This is a genomic window from Streptomyces erythrochromogenes, assembly GCF_036170895.1.
Lineage (GTDB): Bacteria > Actinomycetota > Actinomycetes > Streptomycetales > Streptomycetaceae > Streptomyces > Streptomyces erythrochromogenes.
In genome coordinates this window covers 1,996,052-2,021,026 of sequence record NZ_CP108036.1, presented here as the reverse complement: position 1 = coordinate 2,021,026, position 24,975 = coordinate 1,996,052, and the positions used below count along the sequence as shown (strand labels likewise).

The window sequence follows — 24,975 nt, the reverse complement described above, 5'->3', positions numbered from 1 at the left end:
CCGCACCGGGCGGCGTTCGCCCCTTCCCGGGTACGTTGTGCGCATGAACGAGGGTGACCAGCCGGACCTGGACGAGATCGACGCGCGCTTCGCCGCCGTGGCGGAAGGCCGCACGAGCCGGGACGCGGCTGACCGGTGGGCCGCCCGCTGGGTCGACGACACCACGCTGGACTGGGACGACCTGTCCTGGTGGGCGCTGCAGCTCCTGCACGGCATCGACCTGCGGCCGGGCCCCGGAGAGCCGTACCTGCACGACGACGAGCAGGTACGGGATTGGCTGAGGGAGCTCCGGCGCCGGCGCGCCGGCCGCCCGGCCGAGGAGTCCTAGGGGGTGTCCGGCACCGGCGTGGCCTGGTGGTAGTACATCCGCCAGCCGGTGCCGTCGGCCGGGTTCCGCCAGATGGAACTCCTGCGCGCCCGGCGCCCGTCGATCACGGTCTCGTACGTGAGGTGCACCACCCCCGGTGCCAGTTCGACCCCCGTCATGCCCGCGGGCTCGTACCGCGGGCCGTCTTCGGCAGCGCCCTCCAGGTCCGGCAGCGCCGCGAGCACCGCCTCCCGGTCCCACCTGCGGCCCGAGGCGCCCACCTCGACGAACTCCGGATCGAGGAGCCGGTCCGTCAGGACCCCCGACGTCCGCACGCCCGGGCTCATCAACTGCATCTCGCGCGCGACCGCCTCGGCCACGCCCTCTTCGTCCATACCCATGGGAGCATCCTGGCCCGGGCCGGCGGGGCGTCGCCGACCGGCCCCGGCGAAGACGGAGCCGGCAGGGTGTGCCAGGCTCATCGGCATGCGGTACATCATCATCGGCGCGGGCGCCGTGGGCGCCACCATCGGCGGACGGCTCGCCGAGGCGGGCGGCGAGGTCGTCCTCGTCGCGCGCGGCGCGCACGCGGACGCCCTGCGGGCCGAGGGGCTGCGGCTCACAACGGCGGACGGGAGCCGGGTGCACCGGCTGCCGGTGGTCACCGGACCGGACGAGATGGGCGAACTGCGCCCGGACGACGTGCTGTTGCTGGCGGTGAAGACCCAGGACGCGATCGCGGCGCTCGACGTGTGGGGCGACGCGGAGGTCGCGGGCGGCGGCACGGCCGCCCAGCGGCTCCCGGTGTTCTGTGCGCAGAACGGCGTGGAGAGCGAGCGGATGGCGCTACGGCGCTTCGCCCGCGTGTACGGGGTGTGCGTATGGCTGCCCGCCACCTTCCTGGAGCCGGGCGTGGTCTCGGCGCTGTGCACCCCGCTGACCGGCATCCTGCACCTGGGCCGGGCCGCCGGCGGCACGGACGCGCTCGCCCGGTCCGTCGCGGCGGACCTCGCCAAGGCCGGCTTCGAGGCCCCGCCGGTCGAGGACGTCATGCGGTGGAAGTACGCGAAGCTGCTGGGGAACCTGAGCAACGCGATCCAGGCGACGACCGGCCCGGAGCCCGATCCGGCGAAGGCGGCGCTGCTGCAGCGCGCCGTCCGCGAGGCGAAGACAGCCTTCGGGGCGGCCGGCATCGCCTACGCCTCGGACGCGGAGCAGTCGCAGGCCCGCGACGGGAAGGTCGAGCAGCCGCCGGGCGTGCGGGGCGGATCCTCCTGGCAGAGCCTGGCGCGCGGCACGGGCTCGGTGGAGGCGGACTACCTCAACGGCGAGATCTCGCTGCTGGGCCGGCTGCACGGGGTGCCCACCCCGGTCAACGACGTCCTGCGGCACGCGGCGAACATCTTCGCCCGGGAGGGCCTGCCGCCGGGTGCGATGTCCATCGCGGACCTGACGGCCCTGGCCGACGAGGCCGCCGCCCGCGCGTAGGCCGGTCGGCCGGTCAGGCCGTCAGGGCCGGGAGCCGGGCCGGTGCCGCGGCGGCCGCGTCGTAGCGGCGCAGCAGCAGGAGGGCCAGTTCCGGGGCGGCGCCCAGGACGTCGGCCACCACGTCGGCGCCCGCGGCCTCGGCGCCGGCCGCGATGCGGTCCGGCAGCCGGCCGGCGGCGATGACGTACGGGGCCACCGCCACCCGGGCGAAGCCCTCGGCGCGCAGGGCCCGTACGGCGTCCTCCGTGCGCGGAAGAGCAGCGGAGGCGAACGCAGGCCGCACGGCGCACCAACCGGTGTGCCGCCACTCCCGCGCGATTTCAGCGATCACTGCGATCGCCTCCGGGTCTGTGGAGCCGGCGGACGCGAGCACCACCGCGGTGGTGGCGCGGTCCGCCGGGGTGAGGCCGGCCTCGGACAGCCGGCGTTCGAGGGCCTCGACGAGCAGCGGGGACGGGCCGAGGACGTCCGCCACCGAGACCGAGAGGCCCGGCAGACGGGTCAGCGCGTCCGACAGCGCCGCCGGGATGTCGGCCTTCGCGTGGAAGGCCCGGGTCAGCAGCAGCGGCAGGGCCACCACGTCGCGGACGCCGTCGGCGTGCAGCGCCGACAGCACCTGCTCGACCCGCGGGGCGTTGAAGTCCAGGAAGGCCGTCTCCACCCGCAGTCCGGGACGCAGCGCCCGCACCCGCCGGGTGAGGGCGTGCACGGTCGCGGCGTGCCGCGGATCGCGGCTGCCGTGGGCGATGACCAGCAGTACGGGTGCCATGCGGCTCAGCTCTTCACCAGGAGGCCGCGGCTGCGCAGGACGTACCGTTCGAGCGGGCTGAAGATCAGCAGGTCGATGGCGATGCCGACGACGAGGATCAGGATGATGGCGAGGAACACGCCGGGCAGGTCGATGTTGTTGCGGCCGTTCTCCAGGAGCTGGCCCAGGCCCAGGCCCAGGTCGGGGGAGGAGGCGATGATCTCGGCGGCCATCAGTGAGCGCCAGGAGAAGGCCCAGCCCTGCTTGAGGCCGGCGACGTAGCCGGGCAGCGCGGCCGGCATGACCACGTGCCAGGCGCCGCGCAGGCCCGTGGCGCCGAGCGTGCGGCCGGCCCGCAGGAACAGCGGCGGGACCTGGTCGATGCCGGAGACGAGCCCGTTGGCGATCGAGGGGACGGCGCCGAGCAGGATCACCGTGAACATCATGGCGTCGTTGAGGCCGAACCAGAGCACGGCCGGCGGCACCCACGCCACCGACGGCAGGGACTGCAGGCCCTGGAGGATCGGGCCGATCGCGGCGCGCACGAACTTCACCCGGGCGACCAGCAGACCGAGCGGGGTGCCGATGGCCAGGGCCAGCAGGAAGCCGAGCAGACCGCGGGAGACGGAGGTCCAGATGACCTCCAGCAGGGTCCCCTTCAGCCACATGTCGGACAGGCTGTCCCACACCGCGGAAAGGGCGGGGAGCTTCGTCTCGTCGGTGACCTTCAGGGAGACGAGGACCTGCCAGACCACCAGGACCAGGCCGACGGCCAGGACCGGCGGCAGGACCTTCTTGACCAGGACCTCGCGGACCGGCGTGCGGTGGGTGTGGACCGCGTCCAGGGCGTCGAGGCCGGCCTCCAGTCCCGCGAGGTCGTCCCTGGTCGCCTTCGTTTCAGTGCTGGCCATGGCGGCGGATCTCCCCACGCAGGTGTTCGGTGATCTCGAGGGACATTTCCGCGACGTCCGCGTCCTCGATGCGGCGCGGCTGGGGGATGTCCACGGTCCATTCCTTGGCGACCCGTCCGGGGCGGGAGGAGAGCAGGACCACGCGCTGGGCGAGGCGGACGGCCTCGCGCACGTTGTGGGTGACGAACAGGACCGAGAGGCCCGTCTCTTCCCAGATGCGGGTGAGTTCGCCGTGGAGGACGTCGCGGGTGATGGCGTCGAGGGCCGCGAAGGGTTCGTCCATGAGCAGCAGGCGGCTGTCCTGGGCGAGGGCGCGGGCCAGGGCGACGCGCTGGCGCATGCCGCCGGAGAGTTCGTGGACGCGCTTGCCGTGGGCGCCGCCGAGGCGGACGAGGTCCAGCAGGCGTTCGGCCTCGGGCTTGCGGTCGGCCTTGGCGACCCCGCGCAGGCGCAGGGCGAGTTCGATGTTCTTGCCGGCGGTCAGCCAGGGGAAGAGGGCGTGTTCCTGGAACATGAGCGCGGGGCGGCCGCCGGGGGTCTCGATGGATCCCGCGGTCGGCTTGTCGAGGCCGGCGACCAGGTTGAGCAGGGTGGACTTTCCGCAGCCGGAGGCCCCCAGGATGGTGACGAACTCTCCGGGAGCGACATCGAGGCTGATGTCGTCCAGGACGAGCTGCGATCCGGCCGGGCCGGAGAAGGACTTCGAGACGTGCTCGATACGGGCGGCGTGCGTGTGCTCCGCCACCGTGCCCTCGGCAGCCTTGGCAAGTGTCGTGGCCATGGTCGTCACCTCCTGGGATTGCTGGATTGCTGGCTTACGGGTTACTTGGCGCCGAGGCCGGCGTCGGAGACCTCGGGCTTGCCGGCGGCCTTCAGGACCTTGTTCAGGAGCGTCAGGTCGTAGATGCCGGCCAGGTCGGGCTGCTCGATGAGCTTGGCCTTGACCGCCCAGTCCGACTGGGTCTTCAGCGTCGACGCGAGCGGGTCGTCGGTGATCGCGATGCTCGGCCACGCCGGGTCGATGACCTTCGCGTCGAGCGCCTTCCCGCTGTCCGCCGCCAGCTTGGCGTTGGCGGAGGCCTTCGCCTTGTCCGGATTGGCGTTGATCCACTCGTTCGTCTTCACGGTGCCCGTGAGCACGGCTTCGACGACGTCCGGGTGCTCCTTGAGGAACTTCTGCGACACGATGATGTTCGTGATCACGAACTTCTTTTCGGGCCACAGGGCGGTCTCGTCGAGGAGGACGGAACCGCCGTCGGAGACGAGCTTGGAAGCCGTCGGCTCCGGCACCCAGGCGCCGTCGATGGAACCCTGCTTGAAGGCGTCCGGGGTGACCTTGTTGTCGGTGCGGACGACGGAGACGTCACCCTTGCCGGACTCCGGGTCGACCGTCCAGCCCTTCTCGGAGATCCAGTTGAGGAACGCGACGTCCTGCGTGTTCCCCTTCTGCGGGGTGGCGATCTTCTTGCCCTTGAGGTCGTCCAGGGTCTTGATCTTGTCCGGGTTCACCACCAGCTTCACGCCGCCCGAGGCGGAGCCGGAGATGATCCGCAGGTTGGAGCCCTTGGACTTCACATAGCCGTTGATCGACGGCGAGGGGCCGATGAAACCGATGTCGAGCGAACCGCCGTTGAGCGCCTCGATCTCCGACGGACCGGCGTTGAAGGTCTGCGGCTTGACTGCCGTGCCGCCGAGTTCCTTCTGGATCAGGCCCTCCTGGAGCCCGACCAGGGCGGTGGCGTGGGTCAGGTTCGGGAAGTACCCGATACGGACCTCGGACGCCGACAGCTTCCTGCCGTCCGCGGCAGCGGCGTTCGCTTTCTTGTCACCCTTGTCGTCCGACTGGGAGCCGTAGCCGCAGGAGGCGAGGGCGCCGATCAGCAGCGGCAGGGCAGCGGCAGCGGCGAGGCCGCGGCGCAGGGTGGTCCGGGTGGTGGCAGGCACGGGAGGACTTCCTCTCGGCGCGCCGTGGTCTACGGCGCGGGTCTTCGTCTGTGGGACGGGGGCAGGTACGGCTCGTCGGGGACGGGGGCGGTCATCGCGCACATCGCGCCACCCCTCCCTGGCCGCTGCCGAGGGCGCCGCTGCCCACGCGGCCGCCCTCCTTCGCGAAGGTCGAGTAGAGATCGGTGAACATCGCCTAGAAGTCCCAGCCCTCGTCGTCCGGCTGGACGGTCGTCTCGGCCTTGGAGGCGAAGGACTCGCCCGCCATGCCCGCCGCCAGCGTGGTGCCGTCGGCCGGGTCGATGAGCAGGAACGATCCGGTGCGGCGGGAGTCGGCGTACGCGTCGAGCGCGAGGGGCTCGGCGGTACGGACGACCACGAGGCCGATGTCGTTGGCCACGAGCTGCCCGGGCTCCGGGTGCTGGGACAGGTCGTCCAGGGTCAGCCGCGAGGGGATCTCCTTGACGATCGCCTTGACCGTGCGGGTCGTGTGCTTGATCAGCACCCGGGCGCCCACGGAGAGGGGCTGGTCCGCCACGTGGCAGACGGTCGCGACGACGTCCTGCGTGGTGGCGGGGGCGTTCGCGGACGGCGCGATCAGGTCGCCGCGCGAGATGTCGATGTCGTCCTTCAGACGCACCGTCACCGACTGCGGCGCCCAGGCGATGTCCACCGACTCGCCCAGCGCGTCGATGCCCTCGATGACCGAGGTGCGACCCGACGGCAGGACGGTGACGGCCTCGCCGACGCGCAGCACGCCGGAGGCGATCTGGCCCGCGTAGCCCCGGTAGTCGGGGTGCTCCGCGGACTGCGGACGGATCACGTACTGCACCGGGAAACGCGCCGGGCAGGCGGTGAGGTCGTGGCTGACCGGGACCGTCTCCAGGTGCTCCAGCACCGTCGGCCCGCCGTACCAGTCCATGTTCGCGGACGGCTCCACCACGTTGTCGCCGGCCAGGGCCGAGATCGGGATCGCGGTGATCTCCGGGACGCCCAGGTCCGAGGCGTAGGCGGTGAACTCCTCCGCGATCGCCGCGAAGACCGACTCCTGGTAGCCGACCAGGTCCATCTTGTTCACGGCGAGGACCACGTGCGGGACGCGCAGCAGGGCCGCGACGGCCGCGTGCCGGCGGGTCTGCTCGATCACGCCGTTGCGGGCGTCGACCAGGACCACGGCCAGGTCGGCAGTGGAGGCGCCGGTCACCATGTTCCGGGTGTACTGCACGTGCCCGGGGGTGTCCGCGAGGATGAACCGGCGGCGTGCGGTGGCGAAGTAGCGGTACGCGACGTCGATGGTGATGCCCTGCTCCCGCTCGGCCCGCAGGCCGTCGGTGAGCAGCGCGAGGTCGGGGGCCTCCTGGCCGCGCTGGGCGGAGACGGCCTCGACGGCCTCCATCTGGTCGGTCAGGACCGACTTGGAGTCGTGCAGCAGCCGGCCCACCAGGGTGGACTTGCCGTCGTCGACGGAACCGGCGGTCGCGAAGCGCAGCAGGGTGGTCGCCGCGAGGTCGTCGAGCCCGGCGACCTGATCGGTGGTGCTGGTCATTTCTAGAAGTACCCTTCGCGCTTGCGGTCTTCCATCGCGGCCTCGGACATCTTGTCGTCGGCGCGGGTCGCGCCCCGCTCGGTGAGGCGGGAGACGGCGATCTCGGCGATCACGGCGTCGAGCGTGACGGCGTCGGAGTCGACGGCGCCGGTGCAGGACATGTCACCGACGGTGCGGTAGCGGATGAGCCGCGTCTCGGGCGTCTCGCTCTCCTTCGGGCCGCCCCACTCGCCGGCCGTCAGCCACATGCCGTTGCGCTTGAAGACCTCGCGCTCGTGGGCGAAGTAGATCTCCGGGAGTTCGATGCCCTCGCGGGCGATGTACTGCCACACGTCCAGCTCGGTCCAGTTGGAGAGCGGGAAGACGCGCACGTGCTCGCCGGGGGCGTGGCGGCCGTTGTAGAGCTGCCACAGCTCGGGCCGCTGGCGGCGCGGGTCCCACTGGGAGAACTCGTCGCGGAGGCTGAACACCCGCTCCTTGGCGCGGGCCTTCTCCTCGTCGCGGCGGCCGCCGCCGAACACGGCGTCGAACTTCAGTTGCTGGATCGCCTCCGTCAGCGGGACGGTCTGCAGCGGGTTGCGGGTGCCGTCGGGGCGCTCGCGCAGCTTGCCCGCGTCGATGTAGTCCTGGACGGACGCCACGTGCAGGCGCAGCCCGTGCTCGGCGACGGTGCGGTCGCGGTACTCCAGCACCTCGGGGAAGTTGTGGCCCGTGTCGACGTGCAGCAGCGCGAAGGGCACCGGCGCCGGCGCGAACGCCTTCAGCGCCAGGTGCAGCATGACGATGGAGTCCTTGCCGCCGGAGAAGAGGATCACCGGCTTCTCGAACTCGCCCGCCACCTCGCGGAAGATGTGCACGGCCTCGGACTCGAGGGCGTCGAGGTGCGACAGCGCGTAGGGCGCGTCCGTCTCGCCGTGGACGTGTGCGACGGTCGTCGTCATGCCAGACCCCTCTCGGTGAGCAGCGCGTGCAGGGCCGAGGCCGACTCCTGCACGGTCTGCGTGTGCGACTCGATACGGAGGTCCGGGGACTCCGGCGCCTCGTACGGGTCGTCGACCCCGGTCAGACCGGAGATCTCGCCCGCCGCCTGCTTGGCGTACAGACCCTTCACGTCACGCTCGGAGCACACCTCGACCGGGGTGGCCACGTGCACCTCGAGGTAGTCCGTCGCCGCGGCGGCGTGCCGCCCCCGGACGGCCTCGCGGCTGTCGGCGAACGGCGCGATCACCGGCACCAGCGCCTTGACGCCGTTGCTCGCGAGGAGTTCGGCGACGAAGCCGATCCGCTGCACGTTGGTGTGCCGGTCCTCGCGGGTGAAGCCCAGGCCGGCGGAGAGGAACTCGCGGATCTCGTCCCCGTCGAGCACCTCCACGCGGTGGCCCTCGGCGCGCAGCCGCTCGGCCAGCGCGTAGGCGATGGTGGTCTTGCCCGCGCTCGGCAGCCCGGTCAGCCACACGGTGGCGCCCTGGTCGCTCACGCTCATCTGCTCTGTCTCCGTAGGTTCTTCGCTGGTCGTCATCAGCCGTGCAGTCCGCACTCGGTCTTGCCCCGCCCGGCCCAGCGGCCGGACCGCGCGTCCTCGCCCTCCGCCACGCGGCGGGTGCAGGGGGCACAGCCGACGGAGGCGTAGCCGTCCATCAGCAGCGGGTTGGTGAGTACGCCGTGCTCGGCGACGTACGCGTCCACGTCGTCCTGCGTCCAGCGGGCGATCGGCGAGACCTTGACCTTCTGCCGCTTCTCGTCCCAGCCGACCACCGGGGTGTTCGCCCGGGTCGGGGACTCGTCGCGGCGCAGGCCCGTCGCCCACGCGTCGTACGCCGTCAGGCCCTCTTCCAGCGGCTTGACCTTGCGCAGTGCGCAGCACAGGTCGGGGTCCCGGTCGTGCAGCTTCGGGCCGTACTCGGCGTCCTGCTCGGCCACGGTCTGACGCGGGGTCAGCGTGATGACGTTGACGTCCATCACCGCGTCGACCGCATCCCGGGTGCCGATGGTCTCCTCGAAGTGGTAGCCCGTGTCGAGGAAGACCACGTCCACACCGGGGAAGACCCGCGAGGCCAGGTGGGCGACGACCGCGTCCTCCATGGAGGAGGTCACGGCGAACTTCCCGCCGAAGGTGTCGGCCGCCCAGCGCAGGATGTCCGGCGCGGAGGCGTCCTCCAGGTCGCGGCCCGCCTGCTCGGCCAGCTCCTTGAGCGTCTCGGCCTTGAGCGCCGCGTTCTTGAGCGTTGCGTTCTTGAGACCGGCGTCTTGAGTGGTGGTCATATCTCGTCGCCTCCCGCTGATTCCGCCGAATCGGACCGAACGCCCCGGGCCAGCAGCCCGAGGTACTTCAGCTGGAAGGCCCGGTTGCAGGCCCTGCACTCCCACGCGCCGTGGCCGGTCTCGTGCGGGAACAGGTCCTCGTCGCCGCAGTAGGGGCAGTAGAAGGGTGCGGCTCGCTCGCTCACGAGAGGCTCTTCTCGTCCGCGCGGGCGACCCAGGCCGCGAAGCGCTCGCCGTCCTCGCGCTGCTCCTCGTAGCTCTTGACGACCCGCTCGACGTAGTCGGGCAGACCGGCCGAGGTGACCTTGAGGCCGCGGACCTTGCGGCCGAAGCCGGCCTCCAGGCCGAGGGCGCCGCCCAGGTGGACCTGGTAGCCCTCCACCTGGTTGCCGTCGTCGTCCAGGACCAGCTGCCCCTTGAGACCGATGTCCGCCACCTGGATACGGGCGCAGGCGTTCGGGCAGCCGTTGATGTTGATGGTGAGCGGCTCGGCGAAGTCCGGCAGGCGGCGCTCCAGTTCGTCGATGAGCGAGGCGCCGCGCGCCTTGGTCTCGACGATGGCCAGCTTGCAGAACTCGATGCCGGTGCAGGCCATCGTGCCGCGGCGGAACGGAGACGGCTTGACCCGCAGGTCCAACGCCTCCAGCGCCTCGACGACCGAGTCGACCTTGTCGGACTCGATGTCGAGCACGATCATCTTCTGCTCGGCGGTGGTGCGCAGGCGGCCGGAGCCGTGCTGCTCCGCGATGTCCGCGATCTTGGTCAGGGTGGCGCCGTCCACGCGGCCCACGCGGGGCGCGAAGCCGACGTAGAACTTGCCGTCCTGCTGCTGGTGGACGCCGACGTGGTCGCGCCACTGGCCGGAGGGCTGCTCGGGCGCGGGGCCGTCGGTCAGCTTCCGCTTCAGGTACTCGTCCTCCAGGACCTGGCGGAACTTGGCCGCGCCCCAGTCGGCGACGAGGAACTTCAGGCGGGCACGGGTGCGCAGCCGGCGGTAGCCGTAGTCGCGGAAGATCGAGATGACGCCCTCGTACACGTCCGGGACCTCGTCGAGCGAGACCCAGGTGCCCAGGCGCACACCGAGCTTGGGGTTGGTGGACAGCCCGCCGCCGACCCAGACGTCGAAGCCGGGACCGTGCTCGGGGTGGTTCACGCCCACGAACGCGATGTCGTTGATCTCGTGCGCCACGTCGAGGAGCGGCGAGCCGGAGATCGCGGACTTGAACTTGCGGGGCAGGTTGGAGAAGTCCTTGTTGCCCACGATGCGGCGGTAGATCTCGTCGATGGCGGGCGTGCCGTCGATGATCTCGTCCTGGGCGATGCCGGCGACGGGCGAGCCGAGGATGACGCGGGGCGTGTCTCCGCAGGCCTCGGTGGTGGACAGGCCGACGGCCTCCAGGCGGCGCCAGATCTCCGGGACGTCCTCGATCCGGATCCAGTGGTACTGCACGTTCTGGCGGTCGGTGAGGTCGGCGGTGCCGCGCGCGAACTCCTCGGAGATCTCGCCGATGACGCGCAGCTGCTCGGTGGTCAGCCGGCCGCCGTCGATGCGCACGCGCAGCATGAAGTACTTGTCGTCCAGCTCCTCGGGCTCCAGGATCGCGGTCTTGCCGCCGTCGATCCCGGGCTTGCGCTGGGTGTAGAGGCCCCACCAGCGCATACGGCCGCGCAGGTCGTTGGGGTCGATGGAGTCGAAGCCCCGGTGGGCGTAGATCGTCTCAATGCGTGTCCGCACATTGAGACCGTCGTCGTCCTTCTTGAACTGCTCGTTGCCGTTGAGGGGCGTGTGGTGTCCGACGGCCCACTGTCCCTCGCCGCGGTGACGGCCGGTCTTGCGGCGCGCGGCGGCTGCGGCGGGCGCGGGCGTTTCGGGGGTGGCGGCCATGGCGGTACGTCCTTCTTGGGCGGCTCAGGGCAGGGGCTGGTGAAGCGGGCGGGGTGGCGTGACCCCTGGACGCTGAGCGGGTGCGGCTGATTGCCCGCGCCTTGCCGGGGTGACCGGCGGACAGGGCGGAATTCGGCCTTCAGGGGACTGCGATGATCGACACTTCCACGGCGGCGATGCCGGGATTGCGGCGATGTGCGGCGGTTGCTGGTTCCGTCAGCACGCCGGACAGATGGCGCTGGACATGCGGCCGAGGTCGACGTGCCGCCGACTCACCAAGGCAATTCCAGCTCCATTCATGGCGGAAGCGTGTCATGGGCCGATTGGAGGAGTCCACTACTGTCCAGGATGCGGACGAACTGGTCCCGAATGGTGGGACGGGGTGACGGGGGTCACGCCCTTGCCCTGGCCGGGCGGTGCCCTTCTCCGGGTGCGGGGCGGTGGCCGCCGCTGCCCTGGCCGGGCGGTGCCGCCTGTTCTCCGGCTGCGGGCCGGTGGCCGCGCCTCAATCGCCGGCGGAGCTCGGTTGATGCGCCTGGGCGGGGTCGGGATGGGGGGTGGGGGTGCGGGGCCGCCGGGGGGGTCTCCTCGGCTCGGCGCGTGCGGGTGTGTCACGGGCCAGACGGGGTGGTCGCGCCCTCGTCCTGCGGGGACACCCCCCACCGTCCCCATACCCCCGCGCGGCGGTACCGGCCCGCCTCGGACGAAGCGGAGCCGTGGGGTGGGGACACTGCGGGGGCTCCCCGCTGGACGAGCGTGCGACCCGGGCCGCCTGGCCGGGACACGGCCGCACGCGCCGAGCCCCCGGAGGGGCACCGCCCCACCCGAGCCCGACGGGCCGCAGACGGGGCAGCGCCCCGAAATCGGCAGGCCGCGCCGGAGGCCTTACGCGCCGGGCCAGGGGCCCGGCGTCGGGGTTTCTTCCTTCTGCTCCGTCTCCGTTTTGAAGACCTTGAAGCCGCGGCGCTGGTAGTTGCTCATCGCCGACGGGCCGTCCTGGCTGCAGGTGTGGACCCACACCCGGCGGGTCGCCTCGCGCTGCGGCCAGCGCGAGGCGAGGTCCCAGGCCCGTTCGATGCCGACGGACAGCAGGTGCCCGCCGATGCGGCGGCCGCGGAAGTCGGGGAGCAGGCCGAAGTACATGATCTCCACGACGCCGTCGTCCTGCGGGTCGAGCTCCACGTACCCCGCCGGCGTGCCGCGGTCGTACGCCACCCACGTCTCCACGCCCGGCCGGCCGAGCTGCTCCACCCACTGCGCACGCGTGAGGGACAGCCGGTCCGTCCAGTGGATGTCGCCGCCCACCGAGGCGTAGAGGAAGCGGCTGAACTCGGGAGAGGGGACCTCCGACCGCACGACGGATATCTCCGGGCCCGCCGGAGCCGCCGGGACGAGGTCCGCCGGAGAGGTCATCTCCAGCGACCAGGTGGTGAGTGTGATGGTGCTCATGCAGCTCAGGGAATCATGCCGGGGCCCGTCCGGCCCAGGCGGGCCCGTACAACCGTCGGGGCCGTGGAGTGCCGGAGCAGCGCGGTCGGGTCCGCCGGGCGGATCAGCTCCACCTCGACGTCCTCCGCGAAACGGTACGGCCGGTGGGTCAGGATGCCCGCGAGGTGGCGGCGTACGCGGGACAGCTCCGCCCGGACCGTCACGGTGCGGGTCGGGTCGCCGAACAGCTCCGCGGACAGCTCCGCCGCCGAGCGCCCCAGCGGGCTCTCCGCCAGCAGGAACAGCAGCTCCGCGTGGCGCGGGCTCAGCTCCTGCGACCAGCTCCCGGACGACCCGTACACCGTCGCCGACCACGAACCCGCCCGGCTGAGGTCCAGGACGACCCGGGTCGCCGCCGTGCCCGCACGGTCCTGCGCGATCCGCAGCAGCCAGCCGCCGGGCAGCGGCTCCGCCACGCAGTCGCCGAGCTGCGGCACCCACACCCGGCCCGGCACCAAGTCCTTCGGCAGCGGGATCCGGTCCGCCGGGGCCAGCCCCGTCACCGCGGCCGTCCAGCCGTGCGGGTCCACGGCCAGCGCCCGCCCGGGCAGCCGGGCCATCAGCGGGGCCGCCACCGCCCGCAGCCGCTCCAGCGACTCCAGGTGCCGGATCCGCAGCTCCCGTTCCGCGAGCCGGGCCACCGAGCTCACCCAGGCCAGCGTCGCCGGGTGCATGGTGGCCAGCGGCCCGCTGACGTCGACGACGCCCAGCAGCCGCCCGTCCCGCGGGTCCCGCACGGGCGCCCCCGCACACGTCCAGTCGTGGTGGCTGGAGACGAAGTGCTCCGCCGAGAACACCTGCACCGGTCGCCGGGCCACCAGGGCGGTCCCCACGCCGTTCGTGCCGACCACGGCCTCGTCCCAGTCCGCGCCGACCGCGAAACCGAGCCGGTCCGCCTTGCGCAGGATGGAGCTGTGGCCCTCCCGCCACAGCAGCCGGCCGTCCGCGTCCGCGACGACCATGATGTGGAGCGCCCCGTCGAGCGCGGGCAGCAGACCCTCGCGCAGTACGGGAAGCACCTCCCGCAGCGGGGAGACGTGGCGCCGCTGTTCCGTTTCGGCGGCCGACAGCATCCGCGAGCGCGCGTCCCGGTCCGGGTGCACACCGCCGGCCAGCATCCGGCGCCAGGACTCCGCGATCTCCGGCCGGGGCGCGGCCGGCGGGCGGTCGCCCGCCAGCGCGGCCGCCCGCACCCCCTTGAGCAGACGCGTGGCCTCCCGAGGGTGCATGGCCGAGATGCGTGCCACATCGACCGTCATGCCTGTGGTGTCGGCCACCGGAACCTCCCCGTGCGAACAGGACGTACGACGCCGGCCGCCCGGCGGTCCGCAGGTGCCTCGGGGCCGCTTCCCCCGGCGCCCCCGACGGGCGGCTGCCGACTCAAAGGTTGCAACGCTATGCAACTCTCGCCAAGTCCCGGTCGTCCGACCGAAAATGTCCGGACGTCGCCCGAGCGGCGTGACAGCTCCTCCTCGGGGCTTCGGTTCAGAGGTGGTGCCGAGTCGGCGCGGCGCCACCTCTGTGCCGGTCGACGGGCCCGGATCCCGGCTCGGAGCGGTTTGGGGACCGCAGGGGAGCCCGACGGGGGCTCCTCCCTAGCCCGCGATCCGCGCCCGTTCCACGACCGCACGCAGGTCCAGGCTGTGCGGCAGCGTGCCGAAGGCCGAACCCCAATCGCCGCCCAGCCGCGAGGCGCAGAACGCGTCCGCGACCTCCGGCGGAGCCCACCGGACCAGCAGCGATCCCTGGAGCACCAGGGCCATGCGCTCCACGACCCGGCGGGCCCGCGCCTCGATGCCCTCCAGATCGGCGAGATCCGTCAGCAGGTCCTTGATGGCCGAATCCAGCCGGTGGTCGGCGCCCCGGGCCAGGCCCACCTCCTGGAGGAAGGCGTTCAGCGCCTGCGGCTCCCGCTGGAGGGCGCGCAGTACGTCCAGGGCCTGGACGTTGCCCGAACCCTCCCAGATGGAGTTCAGCGGGGATTCGCGCAGCAGTCTCGGCAGCCCGGACTCCTCGACGTAGCCGTTGCCGCCCAGACACTCCAGGGCCTCGGCCACCATCGGCGTACAGCGCTTGGTCACCCAGTACTTGGCGGCGGGCACGGCGAGGCGCAGGAAGGCCTTCTCCTGCTCGGTCCCGGCGTCGTAGGCGGCGGCCAGGCGCAGCGTCAGGGTGGTGGCGGCCTCCGACTCCAGGGCGAGGTCCGCGAGCACGTTGCGCATCAGCGGCTGGTCGACGAGCAGCGCTCCGAAAGCAGAGCGGTGCTCCGCGTGGTGCACCGCCTGCGTCAGCGCCTGCCGCATCAGCGCAGCCGAGCCGATGACGCAGTCCAGCCGGGTCGCCGCGACCATCTCGATGATGGTCCGCACCCCGCGGCCCTCCTCGCCGACCCGCCGCGCCCAGGTCCCGTCGAACTCGACCTCGCTCGACGCGTTCGACTTGTTGCCCAGCTTGTCCTTCAGCCGCTGGATCGCGAAGACGTTGCGCGTGCCGTCCTCCAGCACCCGCGGCACCAGGAAGCAGGTCAGCCCGCCCGGGGCCTGCGCCAGCACCAGGAAGCCGTCGCACATCGGCGCCGAACAGAACCACTTGTGCCCGGTCAGCAGGTACTCGCCGGACGCGTCCAGCGGCACGGCGGTCGTCGTGTTGGCCCGTACGTCGCTGCCGCCCTGCTTCTCGGTCATCCCCATGCCGAAGAGCACGCCGGCCTTCTGCGAGGCCGGCCGCAGCCCCTCCTCGTACACGTGCGAGGTCAGCCGAGGCTCCCATTCCGCCGCGATCGACGGATCGGCCCGCAGGGCCGGCACGGCCGCGTGCGTCATCGAGACCGGGCAGCCGTGGCCGGCCTCGGCCTGCGACCACAGGAAGAATCCGGCCGCCCGGCGCAGGTGCCCGGCCGGACGCCCCCAGGCGTCCGTGAGCCCGGAGCCCACGGCGTGCCCGAGCAGCCGGTGCCACGCAGGGTGGAACTCCACCTCGTCGACGCGGTTCCCGTACCGGTCGTGCGTGCGCAGTTTCGGAGGGTTCTCGTTCGCCTGCACGCCCCATTCCTGGGCCTGCGCGGAACCGGCCGCGCGCCCGAGGCCGCTGAGCTCCTCCCGTACCTCGCCGAGGAGTTCGGGATCCGCGGACGCCAGGTGACGCTCGACGCCCTCGGTCAGGGCCCGATCGCCGCCGTAGACGTCGTACCCCACCAGGGGCGGGGCCTGGTTGCTGACTGTGTGGGTGGTGGCTGCCATGCGGATACCGTAAGGACGTGCAGCCAGCAAAAGAAACACCCGAGCGGATCCCAGGACGGCTCCACCGGGCCCGCGCCCTCTACCGCAACGTCTCGAAGCGGAAAATGGGCTGGCTGCTGTTGAAGGACACCGTCAACTCGTGCATCGAGTACCGGATCCTCGGGCTCGCGGCCGAGGCGGCCTTCTTCACACTGCTCTCCCTGCCCCCGCTGTTCCTGGGCCTGCTGGGCCTGCTCGGCTACGTCGACGGGTGGACGGACACCCGTACCGTCGAGAGCATCGAGGAGAACATCCTGCGCGCGGTCGGCACGGTCCTGTCCGACCGCGGCGTCAACGACATCGCCAGACCCCTGCTGGACGACGTCACCCGCAGCGGCCGGCCCGACCTGATCTCGCTCGGTTTCGCCTTCGCCCTGTGGTCGGGATCCCGGGCCGTCAACGTCTTCATCGACACCATCACCGTGATGTACGGGCTCGACGGGCAGCGCGGCATCGTCAAGACCCGGCTGCTGGCCTTCCTGCTCTACATCATCGCCCTGCTGATCGGCGCGATCGTGCTGCCGCTGATGGTGGTGGGCCCGGACGCCGTCGTCCGGCTGGTGCCGTGGGGCACCGAGGTGATCGCCGTCCTGTACTGGCCGACCGTGACCCTGCTGTCCATCGTCTTCCTGACCACGCTCTACCACGTGTCCGTGCCCGTGCGCTCGCCGTGGATCGAGGACGTGCCGGGCGCACTGGTCGCCCTGGCGATGTGGGTGCTGGGCTCGTTCCTGCTGCGGATCTACCTCACCAACACCGTGGAGGGGCCCACCATCTACGGCTCCCTGGCCGCGCCCGTCGCCGTCCTGCTCTGGATCGGCATCTCGGCCTTCGCCGTGCTCGTCGGCGCGGCCGTGAACGCCGCCATCGACCGCGTCTGGCCGTCGGTGGCCACGGCGGCGGCGCGTGAGGCGAACGAGCGGATCCGGGAGGCGGAGGCCGCTCAGCTGGTCGCACGGGCCGCCGCCTGGCGGGCGATGGCGGAGGGCGAGTCGGAGGACGACGAGGACGAGGGCATGCCGTCGGAGTTCCCGGAACGCTGGTCGAAGTTCCTGCCGCCCGAGGACTACTCCTCGCGCCTGCGCAAGCACTGACCGCCGGGACGCGGGGGCCGCTCAGCCCTCGGCCCGGACGACGAGCCGTCCGCCCGGCGCGGGGGTCCTCCTCTCGTCGCCGACGTCCTCGACGAGGGCCATGGCCACGGGGCCGCGCTCGGTGACGGAGCACAGGGCGGCTCCCCGCACGCGGTCGGCCCCCATGCGCACCGGACCGGAGCCGTGCCCGCGGCCATCCGGCACGGGCTCGAAGGCCAGGGGCCGCCCGGCGCGCGCCTGCGGCCGATGCCGCCGCCATGAGAGGGGGGCCGGTACTCCAGCTCGGCGGTCGACGAGTACCCCCGTACCGCAGATCGGGGGTGCCACACCCCACCTGGCCTGCTGCGACCGGTAGCCGGACGGTGCCGAGGGCGGTGGCGGGCGGCGCGGCGCTCGCGGGCGCCGCCGGGGTGCCGCTCCGCCCCGAGGAGGCGAGGACCGTCGCCTCCGTCCCCGGGACGGGAACCACGATCCCGATCGTACGGCGGCCCCGCCGGCCTCGGCGGGATCCGTCCCGGATCATGCCTCAACTCCCCCTGGAACCAACGAACACGGCGACCCTGCCGGCGGGGTGGCGGGCAGTCCTTCGAATGATCTCGGGAGAGGGGCGGGCCTAGCCTGGAGGCGTGTACGAGGAGACGCCGTCGGCCGGGATTCCCGGGGCCGTGCTGTGGCGCACCGCGGGCGGCGGCGGGGTTGGTGCTGCCCGACGGGTGCATGGACCTGCTCTGGGTCGACGGGCGGCTCCTGGTGGCCGGGCCCGACACCGGGCCGCATCCCGCCGGGGAGGTCCACGCCGGGGCGGTCGCCGGGATCCGGCTCGCGCCCGGCACCGCGCCCGCGCTGCTCGGCGTACCGGCGCACGCCCTGCGGGACCGGCGCGTCGGGCTCGCCGACCTCTGGCCCCCCCCGCGAGGTACGCCGCCTCACCGGGCTGGTGGCGGGGCACGGAGACCCCCGCGCGGGGCTCGAAGCGCTGGCCCGGGCCCGCGCCGCGGAGGCCGGGCCGCCCGATCCCCTCACCGCCGAAGTCGTCGCCGGGCTCCGGGCCGGACGGGCGGTGGCGGCGATCGCGGCCGCGGCGGCTGCGCTCGGACTTCATCAACGGCATCAAGTACCTGCCGGTCCGCTTCGGGTGAGGCCGCACGAGGCCGGCTCCGGATAGGCTTCCGGCGTGAACGACACCGCGCACGCGATACGGATCCGGCCGGGCGGCCCGGCGGACGCACCGGCCCTGCTGGACATGCTCGACGGCGCCGTGGCCTGGATGAACGCCCGCGGCAACACCGAGCAGTGGGGCACGGCGCCGTACTCGCAGCGCGCCGGCGGCCCGGAGCGGGTCGAGCGGTACACGACCGAGAACACCCCGTACGTCGCAGAGCTGGACGGGGCGCCCGTCGGGGCCCTGGTGCTGGACCACGGCCCCAGCCCGCAGCTGCCGATCGCGCCGGCCGGGGAGCCCGAGCGGTACGTGCGGCTGCTCGTCTCCGACCGGCGGCACGCGGGCCGCGGCATCGGGGCGGCGCTGCTCGCGCACGCCGCCGAGGAGACACGGCGGGCCGGCGTCGCCCTCCTGCGGGTCGACTGCTGGGCGGGGGGCGGCGGCGAACTGGTCGCGTTCTACGAGCGCAACGGCTTCGCCCCCACCGAGGGCTTCCTGTCCGGGGACTGGCCGGGACAGGTGCTGGCCCGGCGGGTCGGCCCGACCCTCGGCTGACGGTGCGGAAAAAGAAGTGGCCCCGACGCGAGGGGGCTTGTTAAAGTCGGTCCGTTCCCACCGAGTGGTGAGGGACCACGGCCACGTGCTGACCCGGAGGTGAGTTCATTGATGACTGTCGTTGCGCAGGGCGCTGCCCGCACTCAGAAGACCATCGATGTCACCCCCGTGGTCTCCGGCTGACCTCACACTTCTCTTCACGCACCGCCGCAGAGCGGGCGCGTGCGGCCGGGGCCACCCTGTGAAGGGTTCCCCTTGTCTTTCAACGCTTTCCCGCAGGCCTCGCTCGCGCACACCCTCACCTCCCTCGGCTGGGACGACGCGTGGGCTGCCGAGTTCACCCCGTACGCCGAGCAGGGCCTCGTGCCCGGCCGTGTCGTACGCGTCGACCGCGGTCAGTGCGACGTGCTGACCGCCGACGGCATCGTCCGCGCCGACACCGCCTTCGTCACCCCCCACGACCCGCTGCGCGTCATCTGCACCGGGGACTGGGCCGCCGTCGAGACGGCGGGCAACCCGCGGTACGTGAAGGCGTACCTGCCGCGCCGGACCGCCTTCGTGCGTTCCACCTCGTCGCAGCGGTCCGAGGGGCAGATCCTCGCCGCGAACGTCGACCACGCGATCATCGCCGTCTCCCTCGCCGTCGAGCTCGACCTGGGGCGCATCGAGCGCTTTCTGGCCCTGGCCTGGGAGTCGGGGGCGCAGCCGCTGGTCGTCCTCACCAAGGCGGACCTGGTTCCGGACCCGGTCACCCTCGGGCACCTGGTCCAGGACGTGGAGACCACCGCCCCGGGCGTCCAGGTCCTCACGGTCTCCTCCCACACCGGGGAGGGCACCGACGTCCTCGGTGCCGTCGTCGGCTCCGGCACGAGCGTCCTGCTGGGCGTCTCGGGCGCGGGCAAGTCCACCCTGGCGAACGCGCTGCTCGGCACGGACGTCATGGAGGTCCAGGCCACCCGCGACGTCGACGGCAAGGGCCGCCACACCACGACCACCCGCAACCTCCTCGTCCTGCCGGGCGGAGGGGTCCTCATCGACACCCCGGGCCTGCGCGGCGTCGGGCTCTTCGACGCGGAGGCGGGGGTCGGGCAGGTCTTCTCCGAGATCGAGGACTACGCCGCCGAATGCCGCTTCCACGACTGCGCCCACGAGGCGGAGCCGGGGTGCGCGGTGCTCGCCGCGCTGGAGTCGGGGGCTCTGCCGGAGCGGCGCCTGGAGAGCTACCGCAAGCTCCTGCGGGAGAACCAGCGGATCGTGGCCAAGACGGACGCCCGGCTGCGGTCGGAGATCCGCCGCGACTGGCGGCTGAAGTCGGCCGAGGGCCGGGCCAACTACTCCGCCAAGCGCGGCGGCCGGGTCTGACCCGCCCCGCCCCGCCCCGCCCCGGGCCGTCCGGCCCGGGGCGGGGCGGGGCGAGCCCCCAGGCGTGGACGCGGTCCGGATGGATCCGGACCACCTCGTCGCTGCCGTGCGGGCCCGGCGCCGATATAGGGGTGATCAACAGCCGGATGCCTGTGTACTCTGGGCGAGCTTTCGAACCTGTTCAAGCATCAACAGAAAATGGGGGGCCGGTGCGCAATCGCCGACTCATAGTTTCCGCCGCCGTCATCGCGGCCGGTGTAGGTCTCGTACCCGGCATGGCCCAGGCCGACGAGTCCGCCAAGCCCGATGCGCACGGGGTGAGCGCTCCGGACGCGGACCTCGGCAAGGCCGCGGCGTCGAACTTCGAAACTTTCACGAGCGCCGCCGAGCGCACGGTCCGGCCTGCCGGCAAGGGCAAGGCCCAGGCGCAGGGGACCGCCGCCTCGGAGCCGACGGTCGGCCTGAGCGCCAAGGGCACCAGCGCCCGCGGGATCAGCCTGGCCCTCGCCGTCAGCATCGACCCGGACGCCCAGATCTCGGCCTACATCGAGTGGGGCGACGGCACCACCGACGTGTTCGACACCTACGGCCCCACCAACCAGACCGTGGCCCACTCCTACGCGGAGATCGGCGCCTACACGGTCAAGGTCACCCTGAAGGACGCCACGGGCGACCGGGGCACCAACACGCTCGCCGTCGTCACGCCGGGCTCCGACTTCACGCCGTACGCGCCCACGCGCCTCCTGGACACCCGCAACGGCACGGGCGGGCCGAAGGCCAAGGTCCCGGCGTACGGCACCACCCGGGTGCAGATCTCCGGCAACGGCAACATCCCCGCCGGCGTCACGGCCGTGGTGCTCAACGTCACCGCCACCAACACCACCAGCGGCGGCCACGTCACGGTGTGGCCCGCGGGCAGCGAGCGTCCGACCACGTCGAACGTCAACTTCGCCAAGGGGCAGACCGTCCCGAACCTGGTGATCGTGCCGGTCGACAGGAACGGCTTCGTCAACCTCTACAACGGCGGCTGGGAGTCGGTCGACCTGATCGCCGACGTCACCGGCTACTTCACCCGGACCTCGTCCAGCGGCTACACCCCGCTGAACCCGTCGCGCTTCGTCGACACCCGCAACGGCACCGGCACCGCCCAGGGCAAGGTCGGCGGACAGAGCACCTTCGGCGTCAAGTTCACCGGCAGGGACGGCATCCCGGACGGCGCCACGGCGGTCGCGCTGAACGTGACCGTCACGAACCCGCGCGAGGACGGCCACCTGACCGTGTTCCCCGGCGGGGGCGCCGCCCCGACCACGTCCAACGTGAACTTCCGCGCCGGCCAGACGGTCGCCAACTCGGTGATCGTGCCGGTCGGCCCCGACGGCTCCGTCAACTTCCGCAACGGCTCCTGGAACGGCACCGACGTCATCGTCGACGTCGTCGGCTACTACCACGCCGACAGCCAGGGCGCCTACCTGCCCTTCCTCCCGGAGCGTCTGCTCGACACCCGTGACAGCTCGGACTGGGCGTGGGGCCCGCTGGGGGGCCAGGGCTACATCTACATGCCGCTGTCCACGCAGTACCCGGCCAACACGGCCTACGTGCTGAACACCACGGTCACCAACACCCGCGGCGAGGGCTACCTCACGGTCTCCCCGGACCCGAACTCGCTGAGCGCCTACAAGGGCGGCTGGGACACCTGGCCCACCCCGCCCAACTCCTCCAACCTGAACTGGAAGCGGAACGAGACCGTCCCGAACCTGGTCCAGGCCGGCATGGGGTACAACGGCATCGTCGACTTCTGGAACCGCGGCTGGGACGACATCGACCTCGTGGTCGACATCTTCGGCGTCTACCAGACGAACTGACCCGCCGGCAGAACCCGTACGCCACGGCGCCCCGGGAACGGACCCCACCGGTCCGCCCCCGGGGCGCCGCCCGTTTCCCGCCGCAGCCCAGGACACTGCCTGGGGCCGGAGGGGTGCGGCAGTGGACCCCTCCGGCCTCGGCGTCAGGTGTCGGGCGTCAGACGCCGGCCGGGGTGCGCGGGGCGCGGCGCATCGCCCACAGGACCGGGCCGCCGCCGGGCAGCCGGGCCTCCCCGAGCACGGTGAAGCCGAAGTGCTCGTAGAAGGGCAGGTTGTCGGGCTTGGAGGACTCCAGGTAGACCGGCAGGCCCGCCGCGTCGGCCTGGGCCAGGCCCGAGCGCAGCAGGGCCGCCCCGTGGCCCTGGCCCCGGGCGGCGGGGTCGGCGCCGACCACCGCCAGGTACCAATGGGGCTCGGTCGGGGAGTGCTTCGCTGCCTCCTCCACGGCCTCCCGGAACAGCGCGGCCCGGTCGCCGAGGATGTCCTGGAGCTCCTGGACGGTCTCCGCGTCGGGCACGGCCTTCGCCTGCCCCTCGGGCGCCACCCAGAAGGAGGCCGCGGCGTCGGTGCGCTCGCACACGCCGTGGTGGACGTACTGCCGGGTGAACAGCGTGGTGAAGTAGCGGTTCAGCCCTGCCTCGCGGGAGGCGTCGTCGGGGAAGAACCAGCGCATCATCGGGTCGTCGCCGAAGGCGGCGGCCAGGGTGCGGCTGACCATGCGGGCATCGTCGATCGTTGCCGTCTTCGGAGCGTTCGTTATGGGCATACGGGTCATTCTGCACCCTTGATGATCTTGACTTGCGAGTGGGCCCGCTCGTCGGCGTCGGCCAGCCGGAAGTACAGCGGCGGCATGGCCAGTTCGATGGCCAGGAGGCCCACCTGGAACCCGTGCGGCCATCCGTGCACCGCCAGCGACAGCAGCCGCCCGGCCGCTCCCAGCAGGAACACCGCGGCCAGCCGCCGGACGACGTTCGCCGGGATCGGGGACTGCCGGGCCGCCCAGATCCAGGCGAGCCCGTAGCCCGCGAAGGCCGCGCCCAGGAACCGCCCGAGGCTGTCGACCGTCGCTCCGGCCGCCCCGATGCCGGGTACCGCCGCGTTGCCGAGGGCCACACGGCCCAGGCCGATCGCCACGCACGCCATGCCCGTCGTCAGAACGAGCCACTTGAGAGCCCTGGCCATGGTCCGACCTACCACCCCTGGTAAGCGGATACACCAGGCGTCCTGCGGACCCGGCTCCTCGACGTCCTACCGCTCGCCGACGACTCCGCGCGGGCGGCCGTGGCCGCGGTCCTGAAGAGCTGGCTGGTGTTCGTCCGGGTGCTGTGCCTGGACTGGCTCACCGGCGAGACCTGCACGCGCGCCGAGCTGCGCGACACCTGCGCGGGCGCACTCCTCGGCGCCCTGCGCCCGTTCCTGCGCGACGAGACCCCCTGACCGGGGCCGCGGCAGGGACCCTGACCGGGGCGCGTGGCCAGGAGTCGGCCGGGGGCGTGGCCAGGAGTCGGCCGGGGGCTACTCCGTGGCCACCGCGCCCACCCACGCCCCCACCACCAGCAGGCACGCGAACAGTTCCACGAGCACGCTCGTGCCCACCGCCCGCATCACCGCCCGCGTCGACGCCCAGGCCTCGCCGTGTCCGCCCAGACGCAGCCGCTCACAGAGGTAGATGCCGCCCACGAAGCCCGGGACCGCCCCCACCACGGGGACCAGTACGAAGCCCAGCAGCGCGCCCGCGCCCGCGAAGGCGGCCGTACGGGGGGTGGCCGGCAGCCCGTGCGGCCGCCGGGGCGGCAGCTGCCACTTCACCACCTGGACCACCAGCAGCAGGGCCGTCGCCGCGACCAGCAGGGACCACGACAGCGCCGACCGCTCGTGCAGCGCCCACCAGAGCAGCCCCGCCCACACCAGCCAGGTCCCCGGCACACCGGGAACCAGTACCCCGACCAGCCCGAACAGCAGCACCAGACCCACCAGGAGCAGCTGCGGCACGTCCACCCGCCCAGCGTGCCCGACGGTCGGCTACCGGGCCACCCAGCCGCGCTCGTACGCGTGCCAGCCCAGTTGCAGCCGGGTCGTCACCCCGGCCGCCTCCATCAGCCCCTTGACCCGCCGCTGCACCGTCCGCAGCCCGAGCTCCAGGTGCTTGGCCACGCTCGCGTCCGTCATGCCCGCCAGCAGCAGCGAGAGGATCTCCAGGTCCGTGGCGTCCGGGATGCCCTCGGACTCCTCCGGTGAACCGGACGCGCCCAGCCGCAGCGGCATCGCCTCCCGCCACACCGCCTCGAACAGGCCCGTCAGGGACTCCAGCAGCCCGGACGCGTGCACCACCAGCGCCGCCGGCTCCGCGCCGCGCGCCGTCAGCGGGACCATGGCGAGGGTCCGGTCCGCGATCACCAGCTTCGTCGGGACCTCCGCCGTCACCCGGACCTGCTCGCCCCGGGCCAGGGCCGTGGACGCCTCCCGGATCCCGCTCGGCAGGGTCAGCACCTCCCGCTCGATCACCACCCGGTAGTCGACCCCGCGCACCGAGGCCCGGTCCTCCGCCTCGTTGTCCGTGCCCGTCACCACCTGGGGGCGGCCGCTGACCAGCGCGCACACCTCCTTCTCCGCGCCCAGCTGGAGCTGGTGGAAGCGGTGCGCCACCGCGCTCGCGCCCTGCACCACCTCCACGAGGTCGTGCACCGCCGGTTCGGCCGCCTCCGCCCGGTACTCCTCCGCCAGCAGCGCCGCCGCCAGCTCCGCCTGCTCCAGTTCGTGCCGCTGCTGGGTCAGCAGGGCCCCGAGCGCGACCCCCGGCGGGGCCGCCACCCAGCGCCCCGGCCGGGCCGAGGACTGCGCCGCCAGCCCGTGCCGCTCCAGGTGGCGCAGGGCCCGTTCGGTCTGCGGCACCGGCAGGGTCAGCCGGTGCGCGAGGTCGGGGACCTCGGCCGCGCCCAGCGCCACCAAGACGCGGTACGCAGACTCCTGGCCCTCGTCCAGGCCTATGGCACCCAGCACCCGTCCACCACCTTTCGACACGGCTCCTGGCGGGAAGCGGCCACGGCGCAAACCCGCCGCCGCCATCATCGCCGCACCCCCCG

The 24,975-nt window shown here is 72.7% G+C and carries 27 protein-coding genes and 1 pseudogene; 8 read left to right on the top strand and 20 right to left on the bottom strand.

Annotation, left to right across the window (positions count from 1 at the left end; translation table 11 throughout):
- The first annotated feature begins 43 nt into the window (after positions 1-43).
- A complete protein-coding gene (locus OHA91_RS09295; protein WP_266492953.1) occupies positions 44-328 on the top strand; it encodes a hypothetical protein in 285 nt (94 codons plus the stop codon).
- Here the strand turns inward: OHA91_RS09295 and OHA91_RS09290 are convergent.
- Positions 325-708 (bottom strand): nuclear transport factor 2 family protein, encoded by a 384-nt coding sequence (locus OHA91_RS09290; RefSeq protein ID WP_031151324.1) that lies wholly within the window; start codon positions 706-708, stop codon positions 325-327. The two genes, OHA91_RS09295 and OHA91_RS09290, sit on opposite strands and share 4 nt — an antisense overlap.
- Before the next feature lie 85 nt (positions 709-793).
- Between OHA91_RS09290 and OHA91_RS09285 the strand changes: the two genes are divergently transcribed.
- Entirely contained in the window at positions 794-1,795 is a 1,002-nt protein-coding gene (locus OHA91_RS09285) for a ketopantoate reductase family protein (protein ID WP_031151326.1), read from the top strand.
- 13 nt (positions 1,796-1,808) lie between these two features.
- Here OHA91_RS09285 and OHA91_RS09280 read toward each other — a convergent pair whose 3' ends face one another.
- The 14 genes from OHA91_RS09280 to OHA91_RS09215 all read right to left on the bottom strand — a co-directional run bounded on the left by OHA91_RS09280 (position 1,809) and on the right by OHA91_RS09215 (position 15,818).
- Positions 1,809-2,564, bottom strand: coding sequence for a sirohydrochlorin chelatase (locus tag OHA91_RS09280; RefSeq protein WP_031151329.1), 756 nt, complete (start codon positions 2,562-2,564; stop codon positions 1,809-1,811).
- A 5-nt stretch (positions 2,565-2,569) separates the two neighbouring features.
- The gene (locus OHA91_RS09275) at positions 2,570-3,454 is read right to left on the bottom strand and encodes an ABC transporter permease (RefSeq protein ID WP_328739025.1); all 885 of its coding nucleotides are present in this window, start codon (positions 3,452-3,454) and stop codon (positions 2,570-2,572) included.
- Complete coding sequence (locus OHA91_RS09270; RefSeq protein ID WP_328739024.1) at positions 3,441-4,235, bottom strand: ABC transporter ATP-binding protein; 795 nt, start codon at positions 4,233-4,235, stop codon at positions 3,441-3,443. The genes OHA91_RS09275 and OHA91_RS09270 overlap by 14 nt, the downstream gene beginning before the upstream one ends.
- 41 nt (positions 4,236-4,276) lie before the next feature.
- A complete protein-coding gene (locus OHA91_RS09265) occupies positions 4,277-5,398 on the bottom strand; it encodes an aliphatic sulfonate ABC transporter substrate-binding protein (protein ID WP_328739023.1) in 1,122 nt (373 codons plus the stop codon).
- 196 nt (positions 5,399-5,594) lie between these two features.
- A complete protein-coding gene (locus OHA91_RS09260; RefSeq protein WP_031151923.1) occupies positions 5,595-6,944 on the bottom strand; it encodes a sulfate adenylyltransferase subunit 1 in 1,350 nt (449 codons plus the stop codon).
- A 2-nt stretch (positions 6,945-6,946) separates the two neighbouring features.
- Positions 6,947-7,885: a sulfate adenylyltransferase subunit CysD gene (cysD, locus tag OHA91_RS09255; RefSeq protein ID WP_328739022.1), complete on the bottom strand. Its 939-nt coding sequence runs from the start codon at positions 7,883-7,885 to the stop codon at positions 6,947-6,949.
- On the bottom strand, positions 7,882-8,427 hold the full coding sequence (gene cysC / locus OHA91_RS09250; protein ID WP_030666272.1) for an adenylyl-sulfate kinase: 546 nt from the start codon (positions 8,425-8,427) through the stop codon (positions 7,882-7,884). The genes cysD and cysC overlap by 4 nt, the downstream gene beginning before the upstream one ends.
- Positions 8,428-8,462: 35 nt before the next feature.
- On the bottom strand, positions 8,463-9,206 hold the full coding sequence (locus OHA91_RS09245; protein WP_031151928.1) for a phosphoadenylyl-sulfate reductase: 744 nt from the start codon (positions 9,204-9,206) through the stop codon (positions 8,463-8,465).
- On the bottom strand, positions 9,203-9,391 hold the full coding sequence (locus OHA91_RS09240; protein WP_031151930.1) for a hypothetical protein: 189 nt from the start codon (positions 9,389-9,391) through the stop codon (positions 9,203-9,205). The genes OHA91_RS09245 and OHA91_RS09240 overlap by 4 nt, the downstream gene beginning before the upstream one ends.
- A complete protein-coding gene (locus OHA91_RS09235) occupies positions 9,388-11,091 on the bottom strand; it encodes a nitrite/sulfite reductase (protein ID WP_328739021.1) in 1,704 nt (567 codons plus the stop codon). Before OHA91_RS09235 ends, OHA91_RS09240 begins: the two co-directional genes overlap by 4 nt.
- Positions 11,092-11,230: 139 nt before the next feature.
- A complete protein-coding gene (locus tag OHA91_RS40030; RefSeq protein WP_158076142.1) occupies positions 11,231-11,407 on the bottom strand; it encodes a hypothetical protein in 177 nt (58 codons plus the stop codon).
- A gap of 569 nt (positions 11,408-11,976) precedes the next feature.
- Positions 11,977-12,540: a GNAT family N-acetyltransferase gene (locus OHA91_RS09225; protein ID WP_031151934.1), complete on the bottom strand. Its 564-nt coding sequence runs from the start codon at positions 12,538-12,540 to the stop codon at positions 11,977-11,979.
- Between the two features lie 5 nt (positions 12,541-12,545).
- Positions 12,546-13,838 (bottom strand): GAF domain-containing protein, encoded by a 1,293-nt coding sequence (locus OHA91_RS09220; RefSeq protein WP_031151936.1) that lies wholly within the window; start codon positions 13,836-13,838, stop codon positions 12,546-12,548.
- A 336-nt stretch (positions 13,839-14,174) separates the two neighbouring features.
- Positions 14,175-15,818: an acyl-CoA dehydrogenase family protein gene (locus OHA91_RS09215; RefSeq protein WP_031151938.1), complete on the bottom strand. Its 1,644-nt coding sequence runs from the start codon at positions 15,816-15,818 to the stop codon at positions 14,175-14,177.
- Positions 15,819-15,835: 17 nt separating this feature from the next.
- Between OHA91_RS09215 and OHA91_RS09210 the strand changes: the two genes are divergently transcribed.
- Entirely contained in the window at positions 15,836-16,951 is a 1,116-nt protein-coding gene (locus tag OHA91_RS09210) for a YihY/virulence factor BrkB family protein (protein ID WP_031151940.1), read from the top strand.
- 21 nt (positions 16,952-16,972) lie between these two features.
- Here the strand turns inward: OHA91_RS09210 and OHA91_RS09205 are convergent, their stop codons facing one another.
- Complete coding sequence (locus OHA91_RS09205; protein ID WP_158714792.1) at positions 16,973-17,116, bottom strand: hypothetical protein; 144 nt, start codon at positions 17,114-17,116, stop codon at positions 16,973-16,975.
- Positions 17,117-17,668: 552 nt separating this feature from the next.
- Between OHA91_RS09205 and OHA91_RS39855 the strand changes: the two are divergent.
- The 4 genes and pseudogenes from OHA91_RS39855 to OHA91_RS09185 all read left to right on the top strand — a co-directional run.
- Positions 17,669-17,776, top strand: a pseudogene (locus OHA91_RS39855) (AraC family transcriptional regulator); the annotation flags it as partial.
- 349 nt (positions 17,777-18,125) lie between these two features.
- The gene (locus OHA91_RS09195) at positions 18,126-18,668 is read left to right on the top strand and encodes a GNAT family N-acetyltransferase (protein WP_031151942.1); all 543 of its coding nucleotides are present in this window, start codon (positions 18,126-18,128) and stop codon (positions 18,666-18,668) included.
- 255 nt (positions 18,669-18,923) lie between these two features.
- Positions 18,924-20,030, top strand: coding sequence for a ribosome small subunit-dependent GTPase A (gene rsgA / locus OHA91_RS09190; protein WP_031151944.1), 1,107 nt, complete (start codon positions 18,924-18,926; stop codon positions 20,028-20,030).
- A gap of 209 nt (positions 20,031-20,239) precedes the next feature.
- Positions 20,240-21,892, top strand: a complete 1,653-nt coding sequence (locus OHA91_RS09185) for a PKD domain-containing protein (protein ID WP_158714793.1) — start codon at positions 20,240-20,242, stop codon at positions 21,890-21,892.
- Between the two features lie 157 nt (positions 21,893-22,049).
- Here the strand turns inward: OHA91_RS09185 and OHA91_RS09180 are convergent, their stop codons facing one another.
- Positions 22,050-22,667, bottom strand: a complete 618-nt coding sequence (locus OHA91_RS09180; RefSeq protein ID WP_031151946.1) for a GNAT family N-acetyltransferase — start codon at positions 22,665-22,667, stop codon at positions 22,050-22,052.
- Positions 22,664-23,074 (bottom strand): DUF4345 domain-containing protein, encoded by a 411-nt coding sequence (locus OHA91_RS09175; protein ID WP_328739020.1) that lies wholly within the window; start codon positions 23,072-23,074, stop codon positions 22,664-22,666. Before OHA91_RS09175 ends, OHA91_RS09180 begins: the two co-directional genes overlap by 4 nt.
- Positions 23,075-23,173: 99 nt before the next feature.
- Here OHA91_RS09175 and OHA91_RS09170 point away from each other — a divergent pair, with 99 nt between their 5' ends.
- Positions 23,174-23,329: a hypothetical protein gene (locus OHA91_RS09170; RefSeq protein WP_381705449.1), complete on the top strand. Its 156-nt coding sequence runs from the start codon at positions 23,174-23,176 to the stop codon at positions 23,327-23,329.
- A 78-nt stretch (positions 23,330-23,407) separates the two neighbouring features.
- On the opposite strand, the gene OHA91_RS09165 is transcribed toward OHA91_RS09170, so the two are convergent.
- A complete protein-coding gene (locus tag OHA91_RS09165; protein ID WP_031151953.1) occupies positions 23,408-23,890 on the bottom strand; it encodes a DUF456 domain-containing protein in 483 nt (160 codons plus the stop codon).
- A 24-nt stretch (positions 23,891-23,914) separates the two neighbouring features.
- On the bottom strand, positions 23,915-24,892 hold the full coding sequence (locus OHA91_RS09160) for a helix-turn-helix domain-containing protein (protein ID WP_328739019.1): 978 nt from the start codon (positions 24,890-24,892) through the stop codon (positions 23,915-23,917).
- Positions 24,893-24,975 lie beyond the last annotated feature (83 nt).

Excerpts from the sequence above, each read along its gene's own strand:
- OHA91_RS09290 (WP_031151324.1), bottom strand. The coding sequence starts at position 708 with ATGGGTATGGACGAAGAGGGCGTGGCCGAGGCGGTCGCGCGCGAGATG.
- OHA91_RS09205 (WP_158714792.1), bottom strand. The coding sequence starts at position 17,116 with ATGGGGGCCGACCGCGTGCGGGGAGCCGCCCTGTGCTCCGTCACCGAG.
- OHA91_RS09295 (WP_266492953.1), top strand. The coding sequence starts at position 44 with ATGAACGAGGGTGACCAGCCGGACCTGGACGAGATCGACGCGCGCTTC.
- OHA91_RS09225 (WP_031151934.1), bottom strand. The coding sequence starts at position 12,540 with ATGAGCACCATCACACTCACCACCTGGTCGCTGGAGATGACCTCTCCG.
- OHA91_RS09220 (WP_031151936.1), bottom strand. The coding sequence starts at position 13,838 with ATGACGGTCGATGTGGCACGCATCTCGGCCATGCACCCTCGGGAGGCC.
- OHA91_RS09285 (WP_031151326.1), top strand. The coding sequence starts at position 794 with ATGCGGTACATCATCATCGGCGCGGGCGCCGTGGGCGCCACCATCGGC.
- OHA91_RS09275 (WP_328739025.1), bottom strand. The coding sequence starts at position 3,454 with ATGGCCAGCACTGAAACGAAGGCGACCAGGGACGACCTCGCGGGACTG.
- OHA91_RS09235 (WP_328739021.1), bottom strand. The coding sequence starts at position 11,091 with ATGGCCGCCACCCCCGAAACGCCCGCGCCCGCCGCAGCCGCCGCGCGC.
- OHA91_RS09270 (WP_328739024.1), bottom strand. The coding sequence starts at position 4,235 with ATGGCCACGACACTTGCCAAGGCTGCCGAGGGCACGGTGGCGGAGCAC.
- OHA91_RS09280 (WP_031151329.1), bottom strand. The coding sequence starts at position 2,564 with ATGGCACCCGTACTGCTGGTCATCGCCCACGGCAGCCGCGATCCGCGG.
- cysD (WP_328739022.1), bottom strand. The coding sequence starts at position 7,885 with ATGACGACGACCGTCGCACACGTCCACGGCGAGACGGACGCGCCCTAC.
- OHA91_RS09180 (WP_031151946.1), bottom strand. The coding sequence starts at position 22,667 with ATGACCCGTATGCCCATAACGAACGCTCCGAAGACGGCAACGATCGAC.
- OHA91_RS09245 (WP_031151928.1), bottom strand. The coding sequence starts at position 9,206 with ATGACCACCACTCAAGACGCCGGTCTCAAGAACGCAACGCTCAAGAAC.
- OHA91_RS09175 (WP_328739020.1), bottom strand. The coding sequence starts at position 23,074 with ATGGCCAGGGCTCTCAAGTGGCTCGTTCTGACGACGGGCATGGCGTGC.
- cysC (WP_030666272.1), bottom strand. The coding sequence starts at position 8,427 with ATGAGCGTGAGCGACCAGGGCGCCACCGTGTGGCTGACCGGGCTGCCG.
- OHA91_RS09215 (WP_031151938.1), bottom strand. The coding sequence starts at position 15,818 with ATGGCAGCCACCACCCACACAGTCAGCAACCAGGCCCCGCCCCTGGTG.
- OHA91_RS09260 (WP_031151923.1), bottom strand. The coding sequence starts at position 6,944 with ATGACCAGCACCACCGATCAGGTCGCCGGGCTCGACGACCTCGCGGCG.
- OHA91_RS40030 (WP_158076142.1), bottom strand. The coding sequence starts at position 11,407 with ATGACACGCTTCCGCCATGAATGGAGCTGGAATTGCCTTGGTGAGTCG.